The sequence below is a fragment of the Methylobacterium sp. BE186 genome, assembly GCF_031457035.1.
GTDB lineage: Bacteria > Pseudomonadota > Alphaproteobacteria > Rhizobiales > Beijerinckiaceae > Methylobacterium > Methylobacterium segetis.
Genome location: NZ_JAVDVV010000006.1, coordinates 154319 through 176311 on the forward strand (window position 1 = coordinate 154319; position 21993 = coordinate 176311).

Genomic DNA, 21993 nt, shown 5'->3' on the forward strand with positions numbered 1-21993 from the left:
TCAGGTTCCGGGCAGTGGTAAAGGCCGCCCCCGCCAGCGGCAAGGCGAGCAGCCCGGGCCGGGAGAGGGCGCCCACCGCTTCCTGCCGCGACACCGGGGGAGTCGATCGCGCGCTTTTGCGGCCAAAACAAGTTGGGGACGGGAGGCGGATTCCGCTTCCCAGCCGGGGCTCAGGCCGCCTTCAGCTGCGCGGCGACCCGATCGAGACTCGGCAGCTTCGCGATCGGGCCGATCGCGGCAAGGGTCGGCGCGCCCCCGAGGAGCGCGCGACCGGCTGCCCGCACGTGGTCGACCGTGACCGCATCGACCTTGGCGATCACCTCGTCGGAGGGGATCACCCGGCCCCAGGCCAGAAGCTGGCGGGCGTTGCGCTCGATGCGCCCGCCCGGAGTTTCCAGCGCCGTGAGCAGGGCGACCTTGAGCTGCGCCTTGGCCCGGGCGAGTTCAGCCGAATCGAGGTCGCGCGTTGCCCGCACGGTGGCGTCCAGCGTCACCTCGACGAGTTGCGGCAGGTCGCGGGCCGAGGTGCCCGCGCCGATGCCGAACAGGCCGCAATCGGAGAAGGGCCAATGGAAGGCCTGGATCTCGTAGGCGAGACCCCGGGTCTCGCGGACCTCGTGCCAGAGCCGCGAGGTCAGGCCGCCGCCCAGCACCTGCGCGAAGATGTGGAGGGCGTAGTAATCGTCGTGGCGGAAGGAAAGGCCGGGCAGGCCGAGGACGAGGTTCGCCTGCTCCAGGTGGCGCTGCAGGCGCCGCTCGCCGCCGCCATACACGCCCGGCGCCGCCTCGGGCGCGGTCGCGCCCCCGAGGCCGCCGAAATGCCGCTCGGCCGCCGCGACGATCTCGTCGTGCTCGACGGCGCCCGCCGCGGCCAGCACCATCCGGTCCGGCGTGTACTCGCGGGCGAGATATCTCTCGATGGCACCGCCGTCGAAGCTCGCGATCGTCTCGGGGCGACCCAGGATCGGGCGGCCGATCGGCTGGTCGGGGAAGGCCGCCTCGGTGAAGGCGTCGTAGACGACGTCGTCCGGCGTATCCTCGACGGCGGCGTATTCCTGCAGGATCACGCCCTTCTCGCGGGCGAGCTCGTCCGCGTCGAAGACCGAGTTCGTGAGGATGTCGCCGATCACGTCGAGGGCGACGCCGGCATCCTCGCCGAGGACGCGGGCGGTGTAGCTCGTGCTCTCCGCGCTGGTGGCCGCGTTGATCTCGCCGCCGACATTCTCGATATCCTCGGCGATGACCCGGGCCGAGCGGCTGCGCGTGCCCTTGAACGCCATGTGCTCGAGGAGGTGGCTCAGCCCGTGCTCGTCGGCCCGCTCATGGCGGGAGCCTGCGCCGACCCAGACCCCGAGCGTCGCGGTGGCGACGCCGGGCATCGCTTCCGTGGTCACGGTCAGGCCGTTGGCGAGGCGGCTCACCTTCAGGCCGGGGGAGGCTCCGTGCGTCGCGAAGTGCCGGTTCATCGCTCAGGCCCCCTTCGTGATGCGGGCGCGCTCGCGGATGAAGGCCTCGACCGACGCTTGGTCATTGGCGACCCGCGACAGGCGTTCCGGACGATCCATGAGGTCGGCGAGGTGGGGCGGCAAGGCGGGCCGGCCGGCGCCGGTCGCCCTGACGACGGCGTCGGGGAATTTCGCCGCGTGGGCGGTCGCCAGCGCCACGACCGGGGTCGCGGGGTCCTTCTCCAGAAGGCGGCGGCCGGCGCGCACGCCGATGGCGCTGTGCGGATCGAGCACGATTCCGGTCGCCGCGTAGGTCTTGGCGATCTCGTCGGCAACGTCGGGCTCGGGCACGGCAACGGCGTCGAACTCGGAGCGCACGGTGGCGAGCACCGCCTCGTCCAAGGTGAAGCCGCCCGATTGCTTGAGGCCGGCCATCAGTCGGCTCAGGGTCGAGGCGTCGCGGCCGAGGGCCTCGAACAGCAGGCGCTCGAAGTTCGAGGAGATCTGGATGTCCATCGAGGGCGAGGTGGTCGGCTCGACGCCGCGGACCTCGTAGGCGCCATGCTCCAGCGTGCGGGCCAGGATGTCGTTGGCGTTGGTGCCGATCATCAGGCGCCCGACCGGCAGGCCCATGCGCTTGGCGACCCAGCCGGCGAGGATGTCGCCGAAATTACCGGTCGGCACCGCGAAGGAGACGGGCCGGTGCGGCGAGCCGAGCGCCACCGCGCTCGTGAAGTAGTAGACGGCCTGCGCCGCGACCCGGGCCCAGTTGATCGAGTTGACGCCGGACAGCCGCACGGCGTCGGCGAAATCGGCATGCTGGAACATGCCCTTCACGATGTTCTGGCAATCGTCGAAGGTGCCGTCGATGGCGATGGCGTGAACGTTCGCATCCGCCACCGAGGTCATCTGGCGCCGCTGCACCTCGGAGACGCGGCCGTACGGGAACAGCACGAAGACATCGACCTGATCGAGCCCGCGGAATGCTTCGACCGCGGCCGAGCCGGTGTCACCGGACGTTGCCCCGACGATGGTGGCGCGCGCATTGCGGGCGCGCAGCACGTGGTCCATCAGCCGCCCGAGGAGCTGCATCGCCACGTCCTTGAAGGCGAGCGTCGGGCCGTGGAAGAGCTCGAGCAGGAACAGGTTGTCGTCGAGCTGCGTCAGCGGGCAGACCGCCGGGTGGCGGAAGGTGGCGTAGGAGGCCTCGATCATGGAATCGAGGGCCGCGTCGTCGATCTCGCCGTCGATGAGGGGACGCAGGACGCGCTTGGCGGCATCCGCGTAGCGAACTCCGGCGAGCCCGGCGATCTCGCCCCGGCCGATCTGCGGCCAGCTCTCGGGCACGTAGAGGCCGCCGTCGCGCGCAAGGCCGGCCAGCAGGGCATCGGAGAACGAGAGCGGCGCGGCGGCGCCGCGGGTCGAGACGTGAAGCAAAGGGGCCTCCGGAGAAGGCGCTCCCTCTACACGAAGCGGGCGCCCCTGTCGAAGCCGGGTTGCGAGGGGCAGGTCCTCAGAGCGACGTACCCGGCGCCTTCGTCAGGCGGCAGCCCGTGATGCGCCACTCGCCGTCTGCCTGGCGCTGCAGGCTGTAGGAGGCCGTCCAGTCGACGCCGTAGGCATCCTGGATCGCGACATCCTGTGAGAGGCCGGTCTCGCCATCCTCCCGCGCCTCGCCGAACACGAAGCGGCGGTGTCGGTAGATCGCGCCGTAATTCGTGCGCACCATGCCGATGAACACGTCGGGGGTCGGGAACAGGGCCTGGATCGCCGGGGCGGCGACCGCATAGGCCGCGGGCGCGTCGTCGCGGCCGAGTGCCTCGACCTGCCGGGTGATCGCGGCACGGGCAGCCTCGCGCGAGGCCTCGTCGGCGGCGAGGGCCGGGAGCGTCAGGAACGCCAGGACGAGACAGAGGATCGCGCGCATCGAAAGCCACTCCGCTCCGGAGGAGAGGAGTGTAAGGCGCGGACCGGCCGCGGCAAGCTCCGCAATTCAGGCCGGTGGCCCGTCCTGAAGGCGCCGCCAAGCATAGACGGAGAAGACGCCGACGAGGCATCCGGCAATGCCGAACCACGTGAACGCATATTGCAGGTGGTTGTTCGGCAGGTCGACACGCAACTGGCCGCCCCGCGGCCAGCTCGTCTGGCCCGGCACCGCATCCGCCTCGACGAGGAAGGGCGCCGCGTCGGCGAGGCCGCGGGAGGCCGCGATCCCCGCGACGTCCCGGTTGAACCACTCGCCGCGAGCAGGATCGGGGGCGGGCACGAACATCGAGCGCGCCTCGCTCGCCCGCAGGATGCCGGTCACCGTGGTCTCACCCTCCACGATCCCGTTCTGACGGTCCTCGGGCCGCTTCAGCTCCGTTGGCACGAAGCCGCGATTGACGAGAACCGGACCGCCCTCCGCCCGCACCAGGGGCGTGATCACGTAATATCCCTGCAGCGCCCGGCCCGGCGTGTCGCCCGCCGCGAGGCCGTGCACCAGGGTCTCTTGATCGTTGAGGAATCGCCCCGTGACGCGCACATGCCGGAACTCGTCGCGGCCCGAATCCCAAGCACCCGGGGCGGGGAGGGGGCCGGGCTCGGCTTTCGAGCGGGCGACGATACGCCCGATCAGCGCCTCCTTCTCGGTCTTGCGCCCCACCTGCCATGTGCCGAGGCCGAGCAGGATCGCGAGCGCGACGAGAGAGGCGAGCCCCGGCGCGAGAAGATCGCGCCAGGCGGCATGGGGAGCGGCACGGGGAGCGGCCTGCGTCACTGGCGGAAGCGGCCCTCCTCGGCCTTGTTGGCGAATTGCAGGGCGATCAGCAGGCCCTTCAGCGGGCGCACCAGCAACAGGCTGAGGCCGATCGAGAGCGAGCCCGCGACCAGGGCATGGACCCAGATCGGCGGCTCGTAGGTGATCTCGAGGAAGAGGGCGAGCCCGACGACGAGAAGCCCGACGATCGACATGACGAAGAAGGCCGGCCCGTCCGCAGAGTCGAAACTCGAATAATCGAGGCCGCAGGCCTCGCAGGAGGGGCGCAGGGTCAGGAATCCCTGGAACAGGTGGCCGTCGCCGCAGCGGGGGCAGCGACCGCGCAGGCCCGTCGGGATCGGAGGCGGCAGGCTGTGAGTATGGTCCAAGACGGCTCCTCGGATTCCTCAATCGCACGCGAGGCCGCGTGCCCGCATTCCCCCCACCCGCCGATATGGGGTTTCGGGCGACGGCGCGCATGAAAAAGGGCGGCTCGCGCCGCCCTTCCCCTGCATGCCTTGCATGCGGACCCGGTCAGTGGGCGGCGTGGCCGACGCCCGAGCCCCAGACGTAGATGGCGGCGAAGAGGAACAGCCACACCACGTCGACGAAGTGCCAGTACCAGGCCGCGAACTCGAAGCCGAGGTGCTGTTGGGGGGTGAACTGGCCGGCATAGGCGCGGAACAGGCAGACCGCGAGGAAGATCGTGCCGATGATCACGTGCGCGCCGTGGAAGCCGGTCGCCATGAAGAAGGTCGACGAGTAGATGCTGCCCGAGAAGCCGAAATGGGCGTGGCTGTACTCGTAGGCCTGGCAGGCGGTGAAGAGCACGCCGAGGATGATCGTCAGCCACAGGCCGTATTTCAGGCCCTTGCGGTCGCCGTGCAGGAGGGCATGGTGCGCCCAGGTCACGGTGGTGCCGGAGGTGAGCAGGATCAGCGTGTTCAGGAGCGGCAGGTGCCAGGGGTCGAACGCCTCGATGCCCTTCGGCGGCCAGACGCCGCCCGTGAAGCCGACGCGGGTCGCCTGGATCGGGTCGGCGGTGTAGAGGGCCGCCTCGAAATAGGCCCAGAACCACGCGACGAAGAACATCACCTCGGAGGCGATGAACATCATCATGCCGTAGCGGTGGTGCAGCTGGACGACGCGGGTGTGATCGCCGGAATTGGCCTCGTGGACGACGTCCTTCCACCACGAGAACATGGTGTAGAGCACGCCGATCGCGCCGGCGCCGAAGATGTAGGGGCCGACGGCGAGATTGCCGATCGAGAGGCTCTTCATCCAGAAGACGGCGCCGAACGCCATCAGGAAGCCGGAGAAGGCGCCGATCAGCGGCCAGGGGCTCGGGTTGAGGATGTGATAGTCGTGATTCTTGGCGTGCGCCTCGGCCATCTGTCGTTCTCTCCTCACCCCCGGCCCTTCGCCGTTCCCGGCCTAGGCCCTTGTTGTCGCGACCCGGAGGGCGGAACTCTCCGAACCCTCAAGCTTGGAACCCATTAGGTGCGCGGCGTGCCCTTGTCACGCGCACGCGATCAGAAATTCGACTTCTTGCCCGCCTCTCCGCCGGTCGCAAGCGCGGCCGTCGCAGGCGCGCCATTCTTCGAGGGGAAGTAGGTGTAGGAGAGTATCATCTCACTGAGATGGCTCGTGTTGGAATCCTGGCGCATCGCCGGGTCGATGTAGAACACGACCGGGAAGTCCATGGTCTCGCCGGGCTGCAGCGTCTGCTCCTTGAAGCAGAAGCATTCGACCTTGACGAAGTAGCCGCCCATCAGGCCGGGCTGCACGTTGAAGGTCGCGATGCCCGTCGAGGGCGTCGGGCCCGTGTTCGTCGCGCGGAAGAACACTGTCGTCGTCTCGCCGAGGCGCGCCTCGACCTTGCGGGTCTCGGCCTTGAACGACCAGGGCAGGCCGCCGCCGACATTCGTGTCGAAGCGCACGACCATGCTGTCGTCGACGGAGGGAGCCGCAGCGCTCCGGCGGACACCCTGGATCGGCGTCCCGTCGAACCCGGTCGCCTTGCAGAACGCGTCGTAGAGGGGGACCGACGCGAAGGCGAGCCCGGTCATGCCCGCGACGAGAGCGGCGCAGGCGAGCGCCGTGCAGTTGGCTTTCCGGTTCGAGTTATTTTGCGGGTCGGACATGGTTTCCGAGGTCGAAGCTAGAGCGGCCGGTTGAGGACCTGCGGCCCGAGCTTGGCGATGGTCAGGACGAAGAAGATGAGGACCATGGCGCCGAGCGCGAGGGCGATGGCGATGGAGCGCTTGCGGCGGCGTCGCTCCTCCTCCGGAGTCAACGGCCGGTAGCCGGGTAGGGGATCCTGCATCGGGAACTCAAACACTCAGGCGAACGTCACGGGCCGGAACAGGCCGAGCCCCTGCTCGGCGAGGAGCGCCGAGAAGAGCAGGAACAGGTAGAGGATCGAGAAGGCGAACATGCCCATCGCCGCGCGCTTCTCCGCCTCGCCCGCGCGATGGCGGAACACTTGGACGCTGAAGGCCAGCATGCCGAGGCCGCCGAGGGCGCCGACGATCGCGTAGAGCAGGCCGCCGAAGCCGAGGAAGACCGGCGCGAGACCGAGCGGCGCCAGCAGCAGGGTGTAGTAGACGATCTGGCGGCGGGTCGATTGTGGGCCCGCCACGTTCGGCATCATCGGGATGCCGGCCTTGGCGTACTCGCCGGCCTTCACGAGAGCCAGCGCCCAGAAATGGGGCGGCGTCCAGATGAAGATGATCAGGAACAGCACGATCGATTCGATGCCGACCGTGCCCGAGACCACCGCCTGACCGATCACCGGGGGGAGGGCGCCGGCGGCGCCGCCAATGACGATGTTCTGCGGCGTCGCCCGCTTCAGCCACATCGAGTAGATCACGGCGTAGAAGACGATCGTGAAGGCGAGGAGCCCGGCGGCGAGCCAGTTCGCGGCGAGCCCCAGGATCAGGACCGAGCCGACCGACAGGGTCAGGCCGAAGGCGAGAGCCTCGCCGGGCTGGATGCGGCCGTCCGGGATCGGTCGCTTGGCGGTCCGGGTCATCACCGCGTCGATGTCGGCGTCCCACCACATGTTGAGGCAGCCCGAGGCGCCGGCCCCGACCGCGATCATCAGGAGCGAGATCGCGCCGATGGCCGGGTTCACGTGGCCGTGCGAGACCACCATGCCGACCAGCGCCGTGAAGATCACGAGGACCATCACGCGGGGCTTCAGGAGGGCGAAGTAGTCCGGCACGTCACCGCCGACGATCGACGGGGCGTGGGCGAAGCCCTGGGCCTCGGCGCCGACGGGCAGGCTGTTCGTCAGGCTCGTCATGGTACTCGCGGGTCTCGGTTCAGGTGGCTCGCTTCGCGCCATCCGCGGCGCCGCCCCTTGCCGGATACCCCCGAAGCGGGGCCGTGAGGGTATCCGGGAAAGAGCGAGGACCGCCGGGGCGGTCCTCGCGAGGGTTTCTCGACGGATCGGATCCCGACCGTCAGTGGTGGCCCGGCTCGTCGACGATGCGGGGCAGCGTCTCGAACTGGTGGAAGGGCGGCGGCGAGGACAGGGTCCATTCCAGCGTCGTCGCACCCTCGCCCCAGGGGTTGTCCGCGGCGCGGGTCTTCGAGCGGAAGGCGAGGACGACGCCGATCACGAAGACGAACATGCCGAGGGCGAAGATGTGGCCGCCCCAGGTCGCGACCTTGTGCCAGCCGGCAAAGGCCTCCGGATAGTCGGCGTAGCGGCGCGGCATGCCGGCCAGTCCCAGGAAGTGCATCGGGAAGAACAGGACGTTCGCGCCGATGAAGGCCAGCCAGAAATGCAGCTTGCCGGCCCATTCCGGGATGACGTGGCCGGTCATCTTCGGGAACCAGTAGTAGACGCCGGCGAAGATGATGAACACGGCGCCGAGCGAGAGCACATAGTGGAAGTGCGCCACGACGTAGTAGGTGTCGTGCAGGTACTTATCGACCGCGGAGTTCGCGAGCACGACGCCGGTGACGCCGCCGACGGTGAACAGGAAGATGAAGCCGACCGCCCAGTGCATCGCGGCGGTGAAGCGGATCGAGCCGCCCCACATCGTCGCGATCCACGAGAAGATCTTCACGCCGGTGGGCACCGCGATGACCATCGTGGCGAAGACGAAGTAGGACTGCGTCTGAAGCGAGAGGCCGACCGTGTACATGTGGTGGGCCCACACGACGAAGCCGACGACGCCGATCGCGACCATCGCGTAGGCCATCGCGAGGTAGCCGAACACGGGCTTGCGCGAGAACGTGGCGATGATGTGCGAGACGATGCCGAAGGCCGGCAGGATCATGATGTACACTTCGGGGTGGCCGAAGAACCAGAACAGGTGCTGGTAGAGGATCGGGTCACCGCCGCCGGCCGGGTCGAAGAACGTCGTGCCGAAGTTGCGGTCGGTGAGCAGCATCGTGATCGCGCCGGCGAGAACCGGGAGCGACAGGAGCAGCAGGAAGGCGGTGACGAGCTCGGCCCAGGCGAAGAGCGGCATCTTGTGCAGCGTCATGCCGGGGGCGCGCATGTTGAGGATCGTCGTGATGAAGTTGATCGCGCCGAGGATCGAGCCGGCACCCGAGAGGTGCAGGGCGAAGATCGCGAAGTCGACGGCAGGGCCGGGATGGCCCACGGTCGAGAGCGGCGGGTAGACGGTCCAGCCCGTGCCGGCGCCGCTGGCGCCCGGTGCGCCCTCGACGAAGAGCGAGCAGAGCAGGCTGCAGAAGCCCGCCACCGTCAGCCAGAACGAGATGTTGTTCATGCGCGGGAACGCCATGTCCGGCGCGCCGATCATGAGCGGCACGAACCAGTTGCCGAAGCCGCCGATGAGCGCCGGCATCACCATGAAGAACACCATGATGAGGCCGTGGCCGGTCACGAACACGTTGTAGGTGGCCGGGTTGGAGAAGTACTGCAGGCCGGGCTCCTCCATCTCCATGCGGATGCCGAAGGAGAGGAACGCGCCGATGATGCCGGCGCTGAAGGCGAACAGCAGGTAGAGCGTGCCGATGTCCTTGTGGTTCGTGGAGAGGAACCAGCGCGCGAAGAAGGAGGGTTTGTGATCGGCGTGGGCGTCATGCCCCGCATGTGCTGCGGCGGTAGCCATCGATGCTGACCTTGCTCGTTTCTCGTAATCTCTCGAATGGGTGCGATCGGAGCCGGCCCCGCCGGCCCCGATTGGGCCGGGCCGTTAGCGGGCGTCGGCGAGCTTGGAGCCGTCGTCGATGCGGGCGTACTTGGTCTTCGCCTCGGTGAGCCACTGGGCGTAGGCCTCGTCGCTCACGACGCGGACGGTGATCGGCATGTAGGCGTGGCGCTGGCCGCAGAGCTCGGAGCACTGGCCGTGATAGGTGCCCTCGCGCTCGGCCTTGAACCAGAACTGGTTGAGGCGGCCGGGCACGGCGTCGATCTTGAAGCCGAAGGAGGGCACGGCCCAGGAGTGGAGCACGTCGGCGGCGGTGACCTGGATCTTCACCACCTTGTTCACCGGCACGACCATGTCGTTGTCGGTGCCGAGCAGCTTCGGCTGCTTGTCCTCGTCGAGGTTGGCGTCGAAGGTGAAGCCGCCGCCCTGGTCGGCCGGGTACTCGTACGACCAGTACCAGGCGTGGCCGATGACCTTCACGAGCACGTCGGCCTTCGGGTCGGAGAGCTGCGTGCGCAGAAGGCGGAAGGAGGGGATCGCGACGGCAACGAGGATGAGCACCGGGACGATCGTCCACGCCACCTCGATCAGGGTGTTGTGCGTGGTCTTCGAGGGGGTGGGGTTCGCCTTCGCGCTGAAGCGGAAGACGCAGTAGAGGATCAGCGCCAGCACGAAGAGCGAGATGCCGAGCGAGAGCCAGTGCAGGGCCACCTCGAAGTTCAGGATGTCCCGGGCGTTCTCGGTGACGGGCACCTGGCGGTCCATCTGCCACGGCTCCGGCTGGCCGATGCCGGCCGCGAGCGCCGGGGAGGTCGAGGCCAGGATGGCGCCGAGCGCGGCGCCCCCCCAAGTTGAGCGAGTGTGCGTCTTCGCCGTCCGCATGTGCCTTCCCGTGGCTCCCCTTGGCTTGGCCTCGATGGCCGACCGCGCGCGCCCCGATTGTCCCGGGGTCTGCGCGCTGCTGTCGTGACGTGGCAGGACGTCGGCGGGTGCGTGAACCCGGCCGGCCTCCGATCGCGGTGTCAGACCACAAGGAACGTCAAGGTGCAACCGCAACAGCGTCGCATCGGCTGTTTTCTTAGGCTCGTTCCAGGGTTTCGGGCCGTTTCCAGGCGCTCCCGCAAAGCCGCCTCTGCTTGGGCGGGACACGGCGTCGCACGCGGATCAGGATAGCCGGAGCATCGCCGCGCGCCCGTTGCTATATGTCCGCCATCCCTCTCGATCCCGCGACGGACCCGCATGCCGCCCATCGAACCGAGCCCCGCCGCCGAACCCCTCCTGCCCGATCCTGCGATCCGCGTCCCGACGCAGGTCATCGCCTACGAGGAGGCGGAGCCGCGGACCGATGCGCGTCCGCTCGCCGTCGAGACGCCGGTCAATCTCGTCTACGGCAGCGTGCCCTACGCGGTCATGATGACGAGCCCTTCGGACCTGGAGGATTTCGCCTACGGCTTCAGTCTGACCGAAGGCATCGTCGCCTCGGCCGGAGAGATCCGCTCGGCCCGGGTGGAGGAAGGCGAAGGCGGATTGCGGCTCCTCGTGGACCTCGTGCCGGGGCGCCTGCGCGAGCACCTCGCCCGCAAGCGCGCAATTAGCGGGCGCACCGGCTGCGGCGTCTGCGGCATCGACGATCTCGCATCGCTCCCGGTGGCCGAGCCCCGCGAGGCGCCGCGCACCCGGGTCTCGATGCGGGCGATCAGCGCCGCGCTGACCGCGCTCGGCCCCGCTCAGACCCTCAATCGGGAGACGCGGGCCGTGCACGCCGCGGCCTGGGCGCGGCTCGACGGCAGCCTCGTGGCGGTGCGCGAGGATGTCGGCCGCCACAACGCCCTCGACAAGCTGATCGGCGCGCTGATCCGCACCGGCACCGATCCGGCCGAGGGGTTCCTCGTCATCACGAGCCGCTGCTCGTTCGAGATGGTGGAGAAGGCGGCCCATCTCGGGGCGGCGGTGCTGGTGGCGATCTCGGCGCCGACCTCCCTCGCCCTCGACCGGGCGAAGCTTCACGGCATGACGATGTGCGCCATCGCCCGCTCGGACACGCTGACCGTGTTCACGGGCGCCGAGCGCCTGATCCTCGAAGGGGCGTGATCGGGCTCACGCCGCCGATCGCATCAGCCGGTCGACGCGTCGCGCCGATAGCCCTCGACGGACGTTTCTTTCGCTCAGTCCGTGCTGCTGGCCTCGCCCGAGGGTCGCGTCACGACGGTTGCACCGCCGATCACGCGGACGTTGCGCTTGCCCTCCGGGGGGTCCTGCCAGCCGGAGGTGCCGGGCTTGTGCTCGGCCTCGGCGGCCTTGACCTCGGGAGCCTTGAGCTCGGAAGCCTTGGCCTCCGCGGGCTTCGTCTCGGCCGGCTTGATCTCCTGAGCCTTCTCGGCGGCTTCCTTCGGCGGCGGCTGCACGGCGGCGGGCGCCTGGGGTGCCGGCGCGGCCTTCGGCGGCTCGACCGCCGCGACCGGCGCCTCGCGGGTCTCGGGCTTCGCCTGCTCCGGCGCCCTGGGAGCCTCCTTCGCGGCTTCGGCCGGCTTCAGGCTCGGCTGCGGCGCCTCCGGCGCGGTACGGGCCGCCGGCCGCGTCTCGGCGGGCTTGGCCGCCGGGGGAGGCGCGAGGCGCGCCGTGCGGCGCTGAGGCTCGGGCCGGGCCTTCGCGTCCGGGTTCACGCCGAGGGGATTGCCCTCCTGCAGGTCGCGGCCTTGCATGTCGCGGCCTTGCATGTCGCGGCGCGGCGCGGGCGCCCCCTCGGTGCGGCCATAGAGTTCCGGCCGGGGCGGCAGGATGCGCCCACCGGGCTGAGGGATATCGGCCGGGGGAACGAGGCGGGCATCGGCCTCGGTCCAGCCGTAGCCGGGCGCCGGCCGCACGAGCCGCGCGACGGGGGCCGCGTCCAGGCGCTGGCGTCCGACGATCGCCCCGTCGCGGGCATCGACGAAGAGGCGCACCCGCGCCCCGTTCGGAGCGAAGGCCTCGACCACGTAATCCTGCCCGTCGAAGCGTGGCCGCGAGAACCCGCTGAAGCCGCGATCGGTGAGGCGCCATGCCACGGCGCGCGGCGAGAGAATCGCGTCCTCGTAGAGGTATTGCGCCTGCGCGGCGCCGGCCGTCAGCAGGAGGGCGCCTGCCGCGAGCCCCGCCCGAAGGTGGCGGGCGATCTCCTGCGCAGTGCCGTTGGCTTGCCCGTGGGCTCGTGCCGCCATGTCGCCTCGTCCCGTTGCTGTCGGGGGCGACCTCTCGGCCGGGGTCAGGGTGCCGCGCCCGTGTTCGGACGTCGCGCCCGGCGCGTGCCGAAGGCCCGCTTGTCCCGCGGGTCCTTCGGCTGTCCCGGCGAGGTCGTTGCCCCGCATGCCGCTTGTGCTCGGCAAGACTTTGTTAACGCAAGGATTGGGGCGAGATTGCGGGCCGATCCGGGCGAGACCCGTTCGAAGCTTGCTGTCGAGATGCGGCGTTTGATCTCCGTCCCGCAGGGGCGCCATGCGCCGGATTCGCGCGTTCACGCCTGCGCAGCCCCTTGCTGGAACGGTTGAAATCTGTCACGTTCCGGCGTTAGGACAGTATGACTGTCCCATTTTTCGGTTGGGCGCGCCTCCTGGGAACAAGACCCGGCGGGCTGGGGATTTCGGCACGTGACGATCGTGACGTCGAAACGAGATCTGAAGCCGGTCGCCATCGCGGCGATCCGGGCCCACGCCGGCTGAGCGGAGCCGGCGTCGAGCCCGCGGGTTGGCGGGCGCTTCCTCACCGAAGACCCGGCTGAACCCGACGAAAATGTTACCTGGACCCCGGCATCGGTTGATGGCCGGGCACGAAACATGCTCGCATGCGGGCAGGGTCGGCAGACGAGGGATGAAGAGCGTGGCTGCATCTGAAGGCTTCGGGACCGTTCCGGCATCCATCCCGGCCACCCGTGACACCGGCAAGCCGCTGACGGTGCGCGACCCGGCCCTGCCGAAGGCGCAAGGGTCCTACGATCCCGCCCAGGAGCGCGACGCCTGCGGCGTCGGCTTCGTCGCGGACATGCACAACCGGCAGAGCCACGCGATCGTCCAGCAGGGCCTGAAGATCCTGGAGAACCTCGACCATCGCGGCGCGGTGGGCGCCGATCCGACGATGGGCGACGGTTGCGGCATCCTCGTGCAGATCCCGCACGCCTTCTTCGCGGAGGAATGCTCGCGCCTCGGCTTCGAGCTGCCGGCCGCGGGCGAGTACGCGATCGGCCAGTTCTTCATGCCGCAGGAGGCGGATGCGCGCCGGACGATCGAGGAGATCGTCGAGAAGGCGCTCGCCGACGAAGGGCTGCCGCTCCTCGGCTGGCGCGACGTTCCGGTCGATTCGGAGGATCTCGGCGCCGCCGTGCGCAAGACCGAGCCGCATCACCGCCAGGTCTTCATCGGCCGTCCCGCGTCGATCGCCGACGCCGATGCGTTCGAGCGGCGCGTCTACGTCGCCCGCAAGGTGATCTCGGGCAAGGTCTACGGCGCGCAGGACGAGCGCCTGATGGAGTTCTACCCCGTCTCGGTGTCGAGCCGGACCATCGTCTACAAGGGCATGGTGCTGGTGCACCAGCTCGGGCGCTACTTCCTCGACCTCAAGGACGAGCGTTTCGTCTCGGCGCTGGCGCTCGTGCACCAGCGCTTCGCCACCAACACCTTCCCGACCTGGCGCCTGTCCCACCCCTATCGGATGGTGGCGCATAACGGCGAGATCAACACGCTGCGCGGCAACGTGAACTGGATGGCCGCCCGCCAAGCGAGCGTCGATTCGGAGCTGTTCGGCAACGACATCTCGAAGCTCTGGCCGATCTCCTACGAGGGCCAGTCCGACACCGCCTGCTTCGACAACGCGCTCGAATTCCTGGTGATGGGCGGCTACCCGCTCGCTCACGCGATGATGATGCTGATCCCGGAGGCCTGGGCCGGCAACCCGCTGATGAGCGAGGAGCGGCGCGCCTTCTACGAGTATCACGCCGCCCTGATGGAGCCGTGGGACGGGCCGGCCGCCGTCGCCTTCACGGATGGCCGCCAGATCGGCGCCACCCTCGACCGCAACGGTCTCAGGCCCGCCCGCTATCTCGTCACCGACGACGGGCTCGTCGTGCTCGCCTCCGAGATGGGCGTGCTGCCGATCCCCGACGAGAAGATCGTCCAGTCCTGGCGCCTGCAGCCGGGCCGGATGCTGCTGATCGACTTGGAGAAGGGCCGCATCGTCTCGGACGAGGAGATCAAGGGCGAACTCGCCGCCGCGCATCCCTACCCCGAGTGGCTGAAGAACACCCAGATCGTGCTGGAGGACCTGAAGCCCGTCAGCCCGCGCGCCTCGCGCTCGGACGTGTCGCTCCTCGATCGCCAGCAGGCCTTCGGCTACAGCCAGGAGGATCTGAAGCTCCTGATGCAGCCCATGGCCGTGACCGGCCAGGAGGCGGTCGGCTCGATGGGCTCCGACACGCCGCTCTCGGCGCTCTCGGACAAGCCGAAGCTCCTCTACACCTACTTCAAGCAGAACTTCGCGCAGGTGACCAACCCGCCGATCGACCCGATCCGCGAGGAGGCCGTGATGAGCCTCGTCTCGTTCATCGGGCCGCGGCCGAACCTGCTCGACATGGAGGGCGCCTCCCGCAAGAAGCGGCTCGAGGTCCGCCAGCCGATCCTGACGAACGGCGATCTCGAGAAGATCCGCTCGATCGGCCATTTCGAGGACCGCTTCGACACGAAGACCCTCGACATGACCTACCCCGCCGAGACGGGCGCGGCCGCCATGGAAGGCGCGCTCGACCGGCTCTGCGACCGGGCCGAGGTCGCGGTGCGCGGCGGCTACAACATCATCATCCTGTCCGACCGCGCGGTCGGCCCGGACCGGATCCCCATCCCGGCGCTGCTCGCCACCGCGGCCGTGCACAATTACCTGATCCGCAAGGGGCTTCGCACCTCGGTCGGCCTCGTGGTCGAATCGGGCGAGCCACGCGAGGTGCACCACTTCGCGTGCCTGGCCGGCTACGGCGCCGAGGCCGTGAACCCCTATCTCGCCTTCGAGACCCTGATCGCGATGAAGGACGAGTTCCCGCCGGACCTCACCGACGACGAGATCGTCTACCGCTACATCAAGTCGATCGATAAGGGCCTGCTGAAGGTCATGTCCAAGATGGGCATCTCGACCTATCAATCCTATTGTGGCGCACAGATCTTCGACGCGGTCGGCCTCAACTCCGACTTCGTGGCGCGCGACTTCTTCGGCACGGCGACCACCATCGAGGGCGTCGGCATGGCCGAGGTCGCCGAGGAGACGGCCCAGCGCCACTGCGACGCCTTCGGCGACGCGCCGGTCTACCGCAACGCCCTCGATGTCGGCGGCGAGTACGCCTACCGGCTGCGCGGCGAGACCCACACCTGGACGCCCGACACCGTGGCCACGCTGCAGCACGCGGTCCGCCTCGGCGTGCCCGAGCGCTACCGCGAATACGCGCGCCTCGTGAACGAGCAGGAGAACCACCTCAAGACGCTGCGCGGCCTGTTCCGGATCAAGGGCGCCGACGAGATCGGCCGGAAGCCGATCGACCTCGCCGAGGTGGAACCGGCCTCCGAGATCGTGAAGCGGTTCGCCACCGGCGCCATGTCGTACGGCTCGATCTCGAAGGAGGCGCACGAGACGCTGGCGATCGCCGTCAACTCCTTCGGCGGCCGCTCGAACTCGGGCGAGGGCGGCGAGGAGGTGGAGCGCTTCAAGCCGCTCCCCGACGGGCGCTCGCGCCGCTCGGCCATCAAGCAGGTGGCCTCGGGTCGGTTCGGCGTCACGACGGAGTACCTCGTCAACGCCGACATGATGCAGATCAAGGTCGCGCAGGGCGCCAAGCCCGGCGAGGGCGGCCAGCTGCCCGGCCACAAGGTCGACGCCAAGATCGCCAAGGTCCGCTACGCCACACCCGGCGTCGGCCTGATCTCGCCGCCGCCCCATCACGACATCTACTCGATCGAGGATCTGGCCCAGCTCATCTTCGACCTGAAGAACGTGAACCCGGCCGCCGACGTCTCGGTGAAGCTCGTCTCCGAGGTCGGCGTCGGCACGGTCGCGGCGGGCGTTGCCAAGGCGCGGGCCGACCATATCACGATCTCGGGGTTCGACGGTGGCACGGGTGCTGCCCCGCTCACCTCGATCAAGCACGCGGGCGGCCCCTGGGAGACGGGTCTCGCCGAGACGCAGCAGACGCTCGTCCTCAACAACCTGCGCGGCCGCGTGGCGCTGCAGGCGGACGGGGGGCTTCGCACCGGCCGCGACGTGATGATCGCCGCGCTCCTCGGGGCCGACCAGTTCGGCTTCTCGACCGCTCCGCTCATCGCGGCGGGCTGCATCATGATGCGCAAGTGCCACCTGAACACCTGCCCGGTCGGCGTCGCGACCCAGGACCCGGTGCTGCGCAAGCGCTTCAAGGGCACGCCCGAGCACGTGGTGAACTACTTCTTCTACGTGGCCGAGGAGGTGCGCGAGCTCATGGCCGCGATGGGCTTTGCCAAGCTCGAGGATCTGGTCGGGCGCTCCGATCTCCTCGACAAGGTGGAGGCGATCGCCCACTGGAAGGCGCGCGGCCTCGACTTCTCGAAGCTGTTCCACCGTCCGCAGGTCGGGCCGGAGATCGCGATCCGCCACGTCGAGACGCAGCACCACCCGATCGAGCACGTGCTCGATCGGCGCCTGATCGAGGGTGCCCGGCACGCCATCGAGACCGGCGAGGCGGTGACGCTGCGCGACACGATCCGCAATTCGGACCGGGCCGCGGGCGCCATGCTCTCGGGGCTCGTCGCCAAGGCGCACGGCCATGAAGGCCTGCCCGACGACACCATCGTGGTGAAGCTCTCCGGCACCGCCGGCCAGAGCTTCGGCGCCTGGGTCGCGGCGGGCGTCACGATCGAACTGACGGGCCACGGCAACGACTACGTCGGCAAGGGCCTGTCCGGCGGCAAGCTGATCATCCGGCCGAGCGACGAGCTGAAGGCGTCGCCCAGCCGGACCATCATGGTCGGCAACACCGTGCTCTACGGAGCGATCGCGGGCGAGTGCTACATCCGCGGCTCGGCGGGCGAGCGCTTCGCCGTGCGCAATTCGGGTGCCATCGCGGTCGTCGAGGGCATGGGCGACCACGGCTGCGAGTACATGACCGGCGGCGTCGTGGTGTCGATCGGCGAGACGGGGCGCAACTTCGCGGCCGGCATGTCCGGCGGCATCGCCTACGTGCTCGACGAGGACGGCTCGTTCTCGGCGCGCTGCAACCTCTCGATGGTCGACCTCGAGCCCGTGGAGGAGGAGGACGATCTGATGCGCCGCTTCCACCAGGACGGCGACCTCGAGACCAAAGGCCGCGTCGACATCCTGGCCGACATGTCCGGCCACGACGAGGAGCGGCTCTCGCAGCTCATCACCAACCACCTGAAGTATACGGGCAGCCCCCGCGCGCAGGAGATCCTCGACAATTGGTCGGCCTACAGGACCAAGTTCGTGAAGGTGATGCCGGTGGAGTACCGCCGTGCGCTGCGCGAGATGGAGATGGCCCGCATGCCGGTGGCGGCGGAATAAGAACGACAGAGGCGGCCGGCGCGGAAGCCGGCCGCTCCGATCAGGGCGACGACGCAAGGGGGCCGGATCGGGTGATCCGCCATCCCAGGGACGGATCGATGGGCAAGGTCACAGGCTTCCTCGAATACGACCGGCAGGAGCAGAAGTATCAGCTCGCCGCCGACCGGGTTCGGCATTTTCGCGAATTCACGCTGCCGCTCGACGAGCACGACCTGAAGAAGCAGGCGGCGCGGTGCATGGATTGCGGCATCCCGTTCTGCCACGGCCCGACCGGCTGCCCGGTCCACAACCAGATCCCGGACTGGAACGACCTCGTCTTCCAGTCGGATTGGGAGGAGGCGATCCGCAACCTCCACTCGACGAACAACTTCCCCGAATTTACCGGCCGCGTCTGCCCCGCCCCCTGCGAGGAGGCGTGCACGCTCAACCTCGAGAACCAGCCGGTCGCGATCAAGACGATCGAGCAGGCCATCGCGGACCGCGCCTGGAACATGGGCTGGGTGAAGCCAGAGCCCGCCGAGACGCGCACGGGCAAGCGCGTGGCGGTCGTCGGCTCGGGCCCGGCCGGCATGGCCGCGGCCCAGCAACTCGCCCGCGTGGGCCACGACGTCCACGTCTTCGAGCGGGAGCCGAAGGCGGGCGGCCTGCTCCGCTACGGCATCCCCGACTTCAAGATGGAGAAGCGCCACATCGACCGGCGCGTGAAGCAGATGGAGGCCGAGGGCGTCGTCTTCCACTACAACCAGAATATCGGCGTCACGAAGTCGGTCGAGGAGCTCACCGCCGAGTTCGACGCGGTGCTGTTCGCGGGCGGCGCAGAGGACCCGCGCAACCCTCAGTTGCCGGGCCAGGACATGGAGGGCGTGCACTACGCCATGCCCTACCTCGTCCAATCGAACCGGCGCGTCGGCGCCGAGCCGATGCCGGGCAACGGCGAATTGCCGATCTTGGCGAGCGGCAAGAACGTCGTGGTGATCGGCGGCGGCGACACGGCCTCGGACTGCGTCGGCACCGCCTTCCGCCAGGGCGCGCTCTCGGTGACCCAGCTCGACATCCGCCCGCGCCCGCCGGAGCGCGAGGACAAGCTGACCGTCTGGCCCTACTGGCCGACCAAGATGCGCACCTCCTCGAGCCAGGCCGAGGGTGCCGAGCGCGAGTTCCAGGCGGCGACGCTGCGGCTCGAGGGCAAGAAGGGCAAGGTCACGGGCGTCGTCTGCGCCCGGGTCGATGCCAAGCGCCAGCCGGTCGAGGGCACCGAGTTCGTGCTCCCCGCCGATCTCGTCTTCATGGCGATCGGCTTCGCGGGCTCGGTGCGCAAGGGCCTGCTGGAGCAATCCGGCGTGGCCATGGACAAGCGCGGAAACGTGACGGCGAACGAGAACGATTACCGCACCTCGCACGAGAAGATCTACGCGGCGGGCGATATGCGGCGCGGCCAGTCCCTCGTGGTCTGGGCGATCCGGGAAGGCCGCCAGGCGGCCCGCTCGATCGACGAGGCGCTGATGGGGTCGAGCGTCCTGCCGCGCTGATATAAGGGAAGCGGGCCGTTTCGCGCTGGCCCGATCGCCTGTTGGGGCAAGGCGGATTCCGGTTCGCGGGACGGATCGGCGCCGGATCAGACAGGTGGAGCGTGGCCGGCGCCTGAGGCGCCGGCCACGCTCGTTTCGTGCGGGCGGAGCCCGGATCGGGAGCCGCTCAGGCCAGGAAGGTGCCGTCGTCGACGGCGGCGCGCCCTTCGTAGAACCCGTATTGCAGGTAGTGCGTCATCGGGTTGATTCCCGCCGATGCGACGTCGCCATTGGCGGCAAGGTAGCCCGACGTGTCGAAGTTCGCCGCCGGGTCCCGGCCCTCGCGCCAGCCGAACGCGTTGTAGTGGGACAGCGGGTTGATCCCGGCGGCCGCCACGTCGGCATAGGCCGTGAGGTAGCCGCTGGTGTCGAACACCGCGTTCGGGTCGCGCCCCTCGTTCCAGCCGTAGGTCTCGTAGTGCTGGGCCGCGTAGGCAAAGCTGCTTCCGCCGGCCGCCCGGGCGGCGTCGGCGACGTCCCCGTTGGCCAGGAGGTAGTATTCCGCGTCGAACCCGGCCGGGGTGATGTCATTTGTCCGGCCGATCGCGGGCGAGGCCGAGCGCCCCTCCTCCTGCCCATTGGCGAGGAAGTGCGCGAGCGGATTGATCCCCGCCGCCGCCACGTCCGGGTTCGCCTTCAGGTACGCTTCGTTGTCGAAGTTGACGCCCGGGTCGCGGCCCTCGCGCCAGCCGAACTGGGCGTAGTGGTCGAGCGGGTTGATCCCAGCCCTGGCCACGTCCGGATTGGTGGCGAGATAGCCGTCCGTCGAGAAGAACGCGTTCGGGTCGCGGCCTTCCCGGGCCCCGTAGGCCGCGTAATGGGCCTCGGGGTCGAGCCCGGCCGCGGCCACGTCTGGGTTCCGGATCAGGTAGAACAGGTCGTCCACCAGAGGCGACCCGTCATTGACGTCGATGGTGCGGTCGCTGAACTGGAACTGCTCGATGCCCCGGAAGGTATCGGTCCCCTCCGTGCCCGTGATCGTGATGGCACCGTCCGCCGTCACGCCGATGCTCGCCGCATTCAACGCGAAGGAGAAGATCGAGCGGTCGGTGCCGGCCCCGCCGGAGATGACGTCGTTGCCGGCTCCGCCGATGAAGCTGTCGTTGCCGGCCCCGCCCGAGAGGGTGTCGCTGCCGGCTCCGCCCACGAGGAAGTCGTTGGCCGTGCCACCGGTGATGGTGTCGTTCCCCTGGCCGCCGTTGATGTAGTAGGAGCGCGAGCCCTGGACGGCCGTCAGAATGTCGCCGGCCTGCGTGCCGAGCGTGACGACCTCGAAGGCGTCGCCCCGCTGCACGCCGGAGACGAGGTCCCGCACGTCGAAGGTCGTTCCGGCCGCGGCCACGAAGGTGATGCCCTCGTCGTCGAACCGGCTGACGAGGCCCGCGAGGGCGCCGGCCGCATCCTCGGCCTGAAGCCGCACGGCGAGGCCGCCATCCTGGTTGGTGCCGGTGCCGGCATCGCTCGGGTTGTTGTTGCCAACCTCGGCCGAGGTGAAGGTCAGGCGGATCTGGCCGGCCGACGCCGCGGAGACGTTGACAATGTCGTCGCCCGCGCCGAGATCGACCGCGTCGCTGCCGTCCGTCGACACGTTGAAGATCGCGGTGTCGTTGCCCGCGCCACCAAAGATGGCGTCGGTGCCCGCCCCGCCGATGAAGCTGTCGTTGCCGTCGAGGCCCGAGAGGGTGTCGTTGCCGGCGCCGCCCACGAGGAAGTCGTTGGCCGTGCCGCCGGTGACGATGTCGTTGCCCTGGCCAGCATTGATGTAGGTCGGCCGGGCCGGGTCGAGGGCCGTGATCGTGTCCGATTCCGAGGTTCCAAGGGTGACCACCTCGAAGCGGTCGCCCCGCTGCACGCCCGAGACCAGATCCCGCACGTCGAAGGTCAGGCCCGGCGTCGCCGAGACAAAGCTGATGCCCTCGTCATCGAACCGGCTGACCGGGCCGGCCAGTGCGCCGGATGCCTCCTCCGCCTGGAGGCGCACGGCGAGGCCGCCATCCTGGTTGGCGAGGGTGGCGGAATCGTTCGGGTTGTTATTCCCGACCTCGGCCGAGGTGAAGGTCAACCGGACCTGGCCTGCCGCAGCAGCCGAAACGTTGATCCGATCGTCGCCTGTTCCATAATCCGTATTAATGGCGGAATCCGTCGATACGTTGAAATCTTCCGTATCGTTACCGGGCGTCGCTGGCATTGACTGTCTCCGTCACACTTGATGATCTCACTGGGAAGTGCCAGTCCTTCGACGTCTTCTTATTAGGTTGATTTTCCTGATCGTATTTTTTTATGCGCAACAAACAATAGCGCGCCATCAATCCACGAAAAGAAGCGTGGCGATAATTTTTTTGGGCGAAAATCCTTCAGCGAATGCCGAACGAGCGCGCGTGAAAACGTGGAGCATCCCGAACATCTGCGGGCACGCTGCCTGAAACGTCTGACGATGATCGCCGAGGAGACGTCGAGACCTGGGGAGTCCCTTGCGATGCACTCCGTCGTTCGGCGTCCGGCACCATGGTCGCGCCGAACGGAGCCTCTACGCGAGAGTGCAACGAAAG

At 69.0% G+C, this 21993-nt stretch carries 16 protein-coding genes; 3 read left to right on the forward strand and 13 right to left on the reverse strand.

Annotation, left to right across the window (positions count from 1 at the left end; genetic code table 11):
• Positions 1 to 170 precede the first annotated feature (170 nt).
• From J2X36_RS09080 to coxB, 11 genes are all read right to left on the reverse strand, one after another.
• Positions 171 to 1466, reverse strand: coding sequence for a pitrilysin family protein (locus tag J2X36_RS09080; protein WP_310348586.1), 1296 nt, complete (start codon positions 1464 to 1466; stop codon positions 171 to 173).
• A 3-nt stretch (positions 1467 to 1469) separates the two neighbouring features.
• A complete protein-coding gene (gene thrC, locus J2X36_RS09085; RefSeq protein ID WP_132249578.1) occupies positions 1470 to 2882 on the reverse strand; it encodes a threonine synthase in 1413 nt (470 codons plus the stop codon).
• A 76-nt stretch (positions 2883 to 2958) separates the two neighbouring features.
• The gene (locus tag J2X36_RS09090) at positions 2959 to 3372 is read right to left on the reverse strand and encodes a DUF4864 domain-containing protein (protein WP_310348587.1); all 414 of its coding nucleotides are present in this window, start codon (positions 3370 to 3372) and stop codon (positions 2959 to 2961) included.
• Positions 3373 to 3438: 66 nt separating this feature from the next.
• On the reverse strand, positions 3439 to 4203 hold the full coding sequence (locus J2X36_RS09095; protein ID WP_310348590.1) for an SURF1 family protein: 765 nt from the start codon (positions 4201 to 4203) through the stop codon (positions 3439 to 3441).
• Positions 4200 to 4571 (reverse strand): DUF983 domain-containing protein, encoded by a 372-nt coding sequence (locus tag J2X36_RS09100; RefSeq protein WP_245516384.1) that lies wholly within the window; start codon positions 4569 to 4571, stop codon positions 4200 to 4202. Before J2X36_RS09100 ends, J2X36_RS09095 begins: the two co-directional genes overlap by 4 nt.
• A gap of 145 nt (positions 4572 to 4716) precedes the next feature.
• Entirely contained in the window at positions 4717 to 5574 is an 858-nt protein-coding gene (locus J2X36_RS09105) for a cytochrome c oxidase subunit 3 (RefSeq protein WP_310348596.1), read from the reverse strand.
• Positions 5575 to 5714: 140 nt separating this feature from the next.
• Complete coding sequence (locus J2X36_RS09110) at positions 5715 to 6326, reverse strand: cytochrome c oxidase assembly protein (protein WP_310348599.1); 612 nt, start codon at positions 6324 to 6326, stop codon at positions 5715 to 5717.
• A 17-nt stretch (positions 6327 to 6343) separates the two neighbouring features.
• Positions 6344 to 6508: a hypothetical protein gene (locus J2X36_RS09115; protein ID WP_165937747.1), complete on the reverse strand. Its 165-nt coding sequence runs from the start codon at positions 6506 to 6508 to the stop codon at positions 6344 to 6346.
• Between the two features lie 15 nt (positions 6509 to 6523).
• The gene (locus J2X36_RS09120) at positions 6524 to 7489 is read right to left on the reverse strand and encodes a heme o synthase (protein WP_132249566.1); all 966 of its coding nucleotides are present in this window, start codon (positions 7487 to 7489) and stop codon (positions 6524 to 6526) included.
• Positions 7490 to 7649: 160 nt separating this feature from the next.
• Entirely contained in the window at positions 7650 to 9278 is a 1629-nt protein-coding gene (gene ctaD, locus J2X36_RS09125) for a cytochrome c oxidase subunit I (protein ID WP_132249564.1), read from the reverse strand.
• Positions 9279 to 9362: 84 nt separating this feature from the next.
• The gene (gene coxB, locus J2X36_RS09130; protein ID WP_132249562.1) at positions 9363 to 10199 is read right to left on the reverse strand and encodes a cytochrome c oxidase subunit II; all 837 of its coding nucleotides are present in this window, start codon (positions 10197 to 10199) and stop codon (positions 9363 to 9365) included.
• A gap of 357 nt (positions 10200 to 10556) precedes the next feature.
• Between coxB and fdhD the strand changes: the two genes are divergently transcribed.
• The gene (gene fdhD, locus J2X36_RS09135) at positions 10557 to 11408 is read left to right on the forward strand and encodes a formate dehydrogenase accessory sulfurtransferase FdhD (protein ID WP_310348608.1); all 852 of its coding nucleotides are present in this window, start codon (positions 10557 to 10559) and stop codon (positions 11406 to 11408) included.
• Positions 11409 to 11482: 74 nt separating this feature from the next.
• On the opposite strand, the gene J2X36_RS09140 is transcribed toward fdhD, so the two are convergent.
• Positions 11483 to 12514: a hypothetical protein gene (locus J2X36_RS09140; RefSeq protein WP_310348611.1), complete on the reverse strand. Its 1032-nt coding sequence runs from the start codon at positions 12512 to 12514 to the stop codon at positions 11483 to 11485.
• A gap of 595 nt (positions 12515 to 13109) precedes the next feature.
• Here J2X36_RS09140 and gltB point away from each other — a divergent pair.
• Together gltB and J2X36_RS09150 are read left to right on the forward strand one after the other, a co-directional pair.
• Positions 13110 to 17876 (forward strand): glutamate synthase large subunit, encoded by a 4767-nt coding sequence (gltB, locus tag J2X36_RS09145; RefSeq protein ID WP_405029754.1) that lies wholly within the window; start codon positions 13110 to 13112, stop codon positions 17874 to 17876.
• Between the two features lie 98 nt (positions 17877 to 17974).
• Positions 17975 to 19405, forward strand: a complete 1431-nt coding sequence (locus J2X36_RS09150) for a glutamate synthase subunit beta (RefSeq protein ID WP_310348617.1) — start codon at positions 17975 to 17977, stop codon at positions 19403 to 19405.
• 166 nt (positions 19406 to 19571) lie between these two features.
• On the opposite strand, the gene J2X36_RS09155 is transcribed toward J2X36_RS09150, so the two are convergent.
• On the reverse strand, positions 19572 to 21506 hold the full coding sequence (locus tag J2X36_RS09155) for a calcium-binding protein (protein ID WP_310348620.1): 1935 nt from the start codon (positions 21504 to 21506) through the stop codon (positions 19572 to 19574).
• Positions 21507 to 21993: the final 487 nt, after the last annotated feature.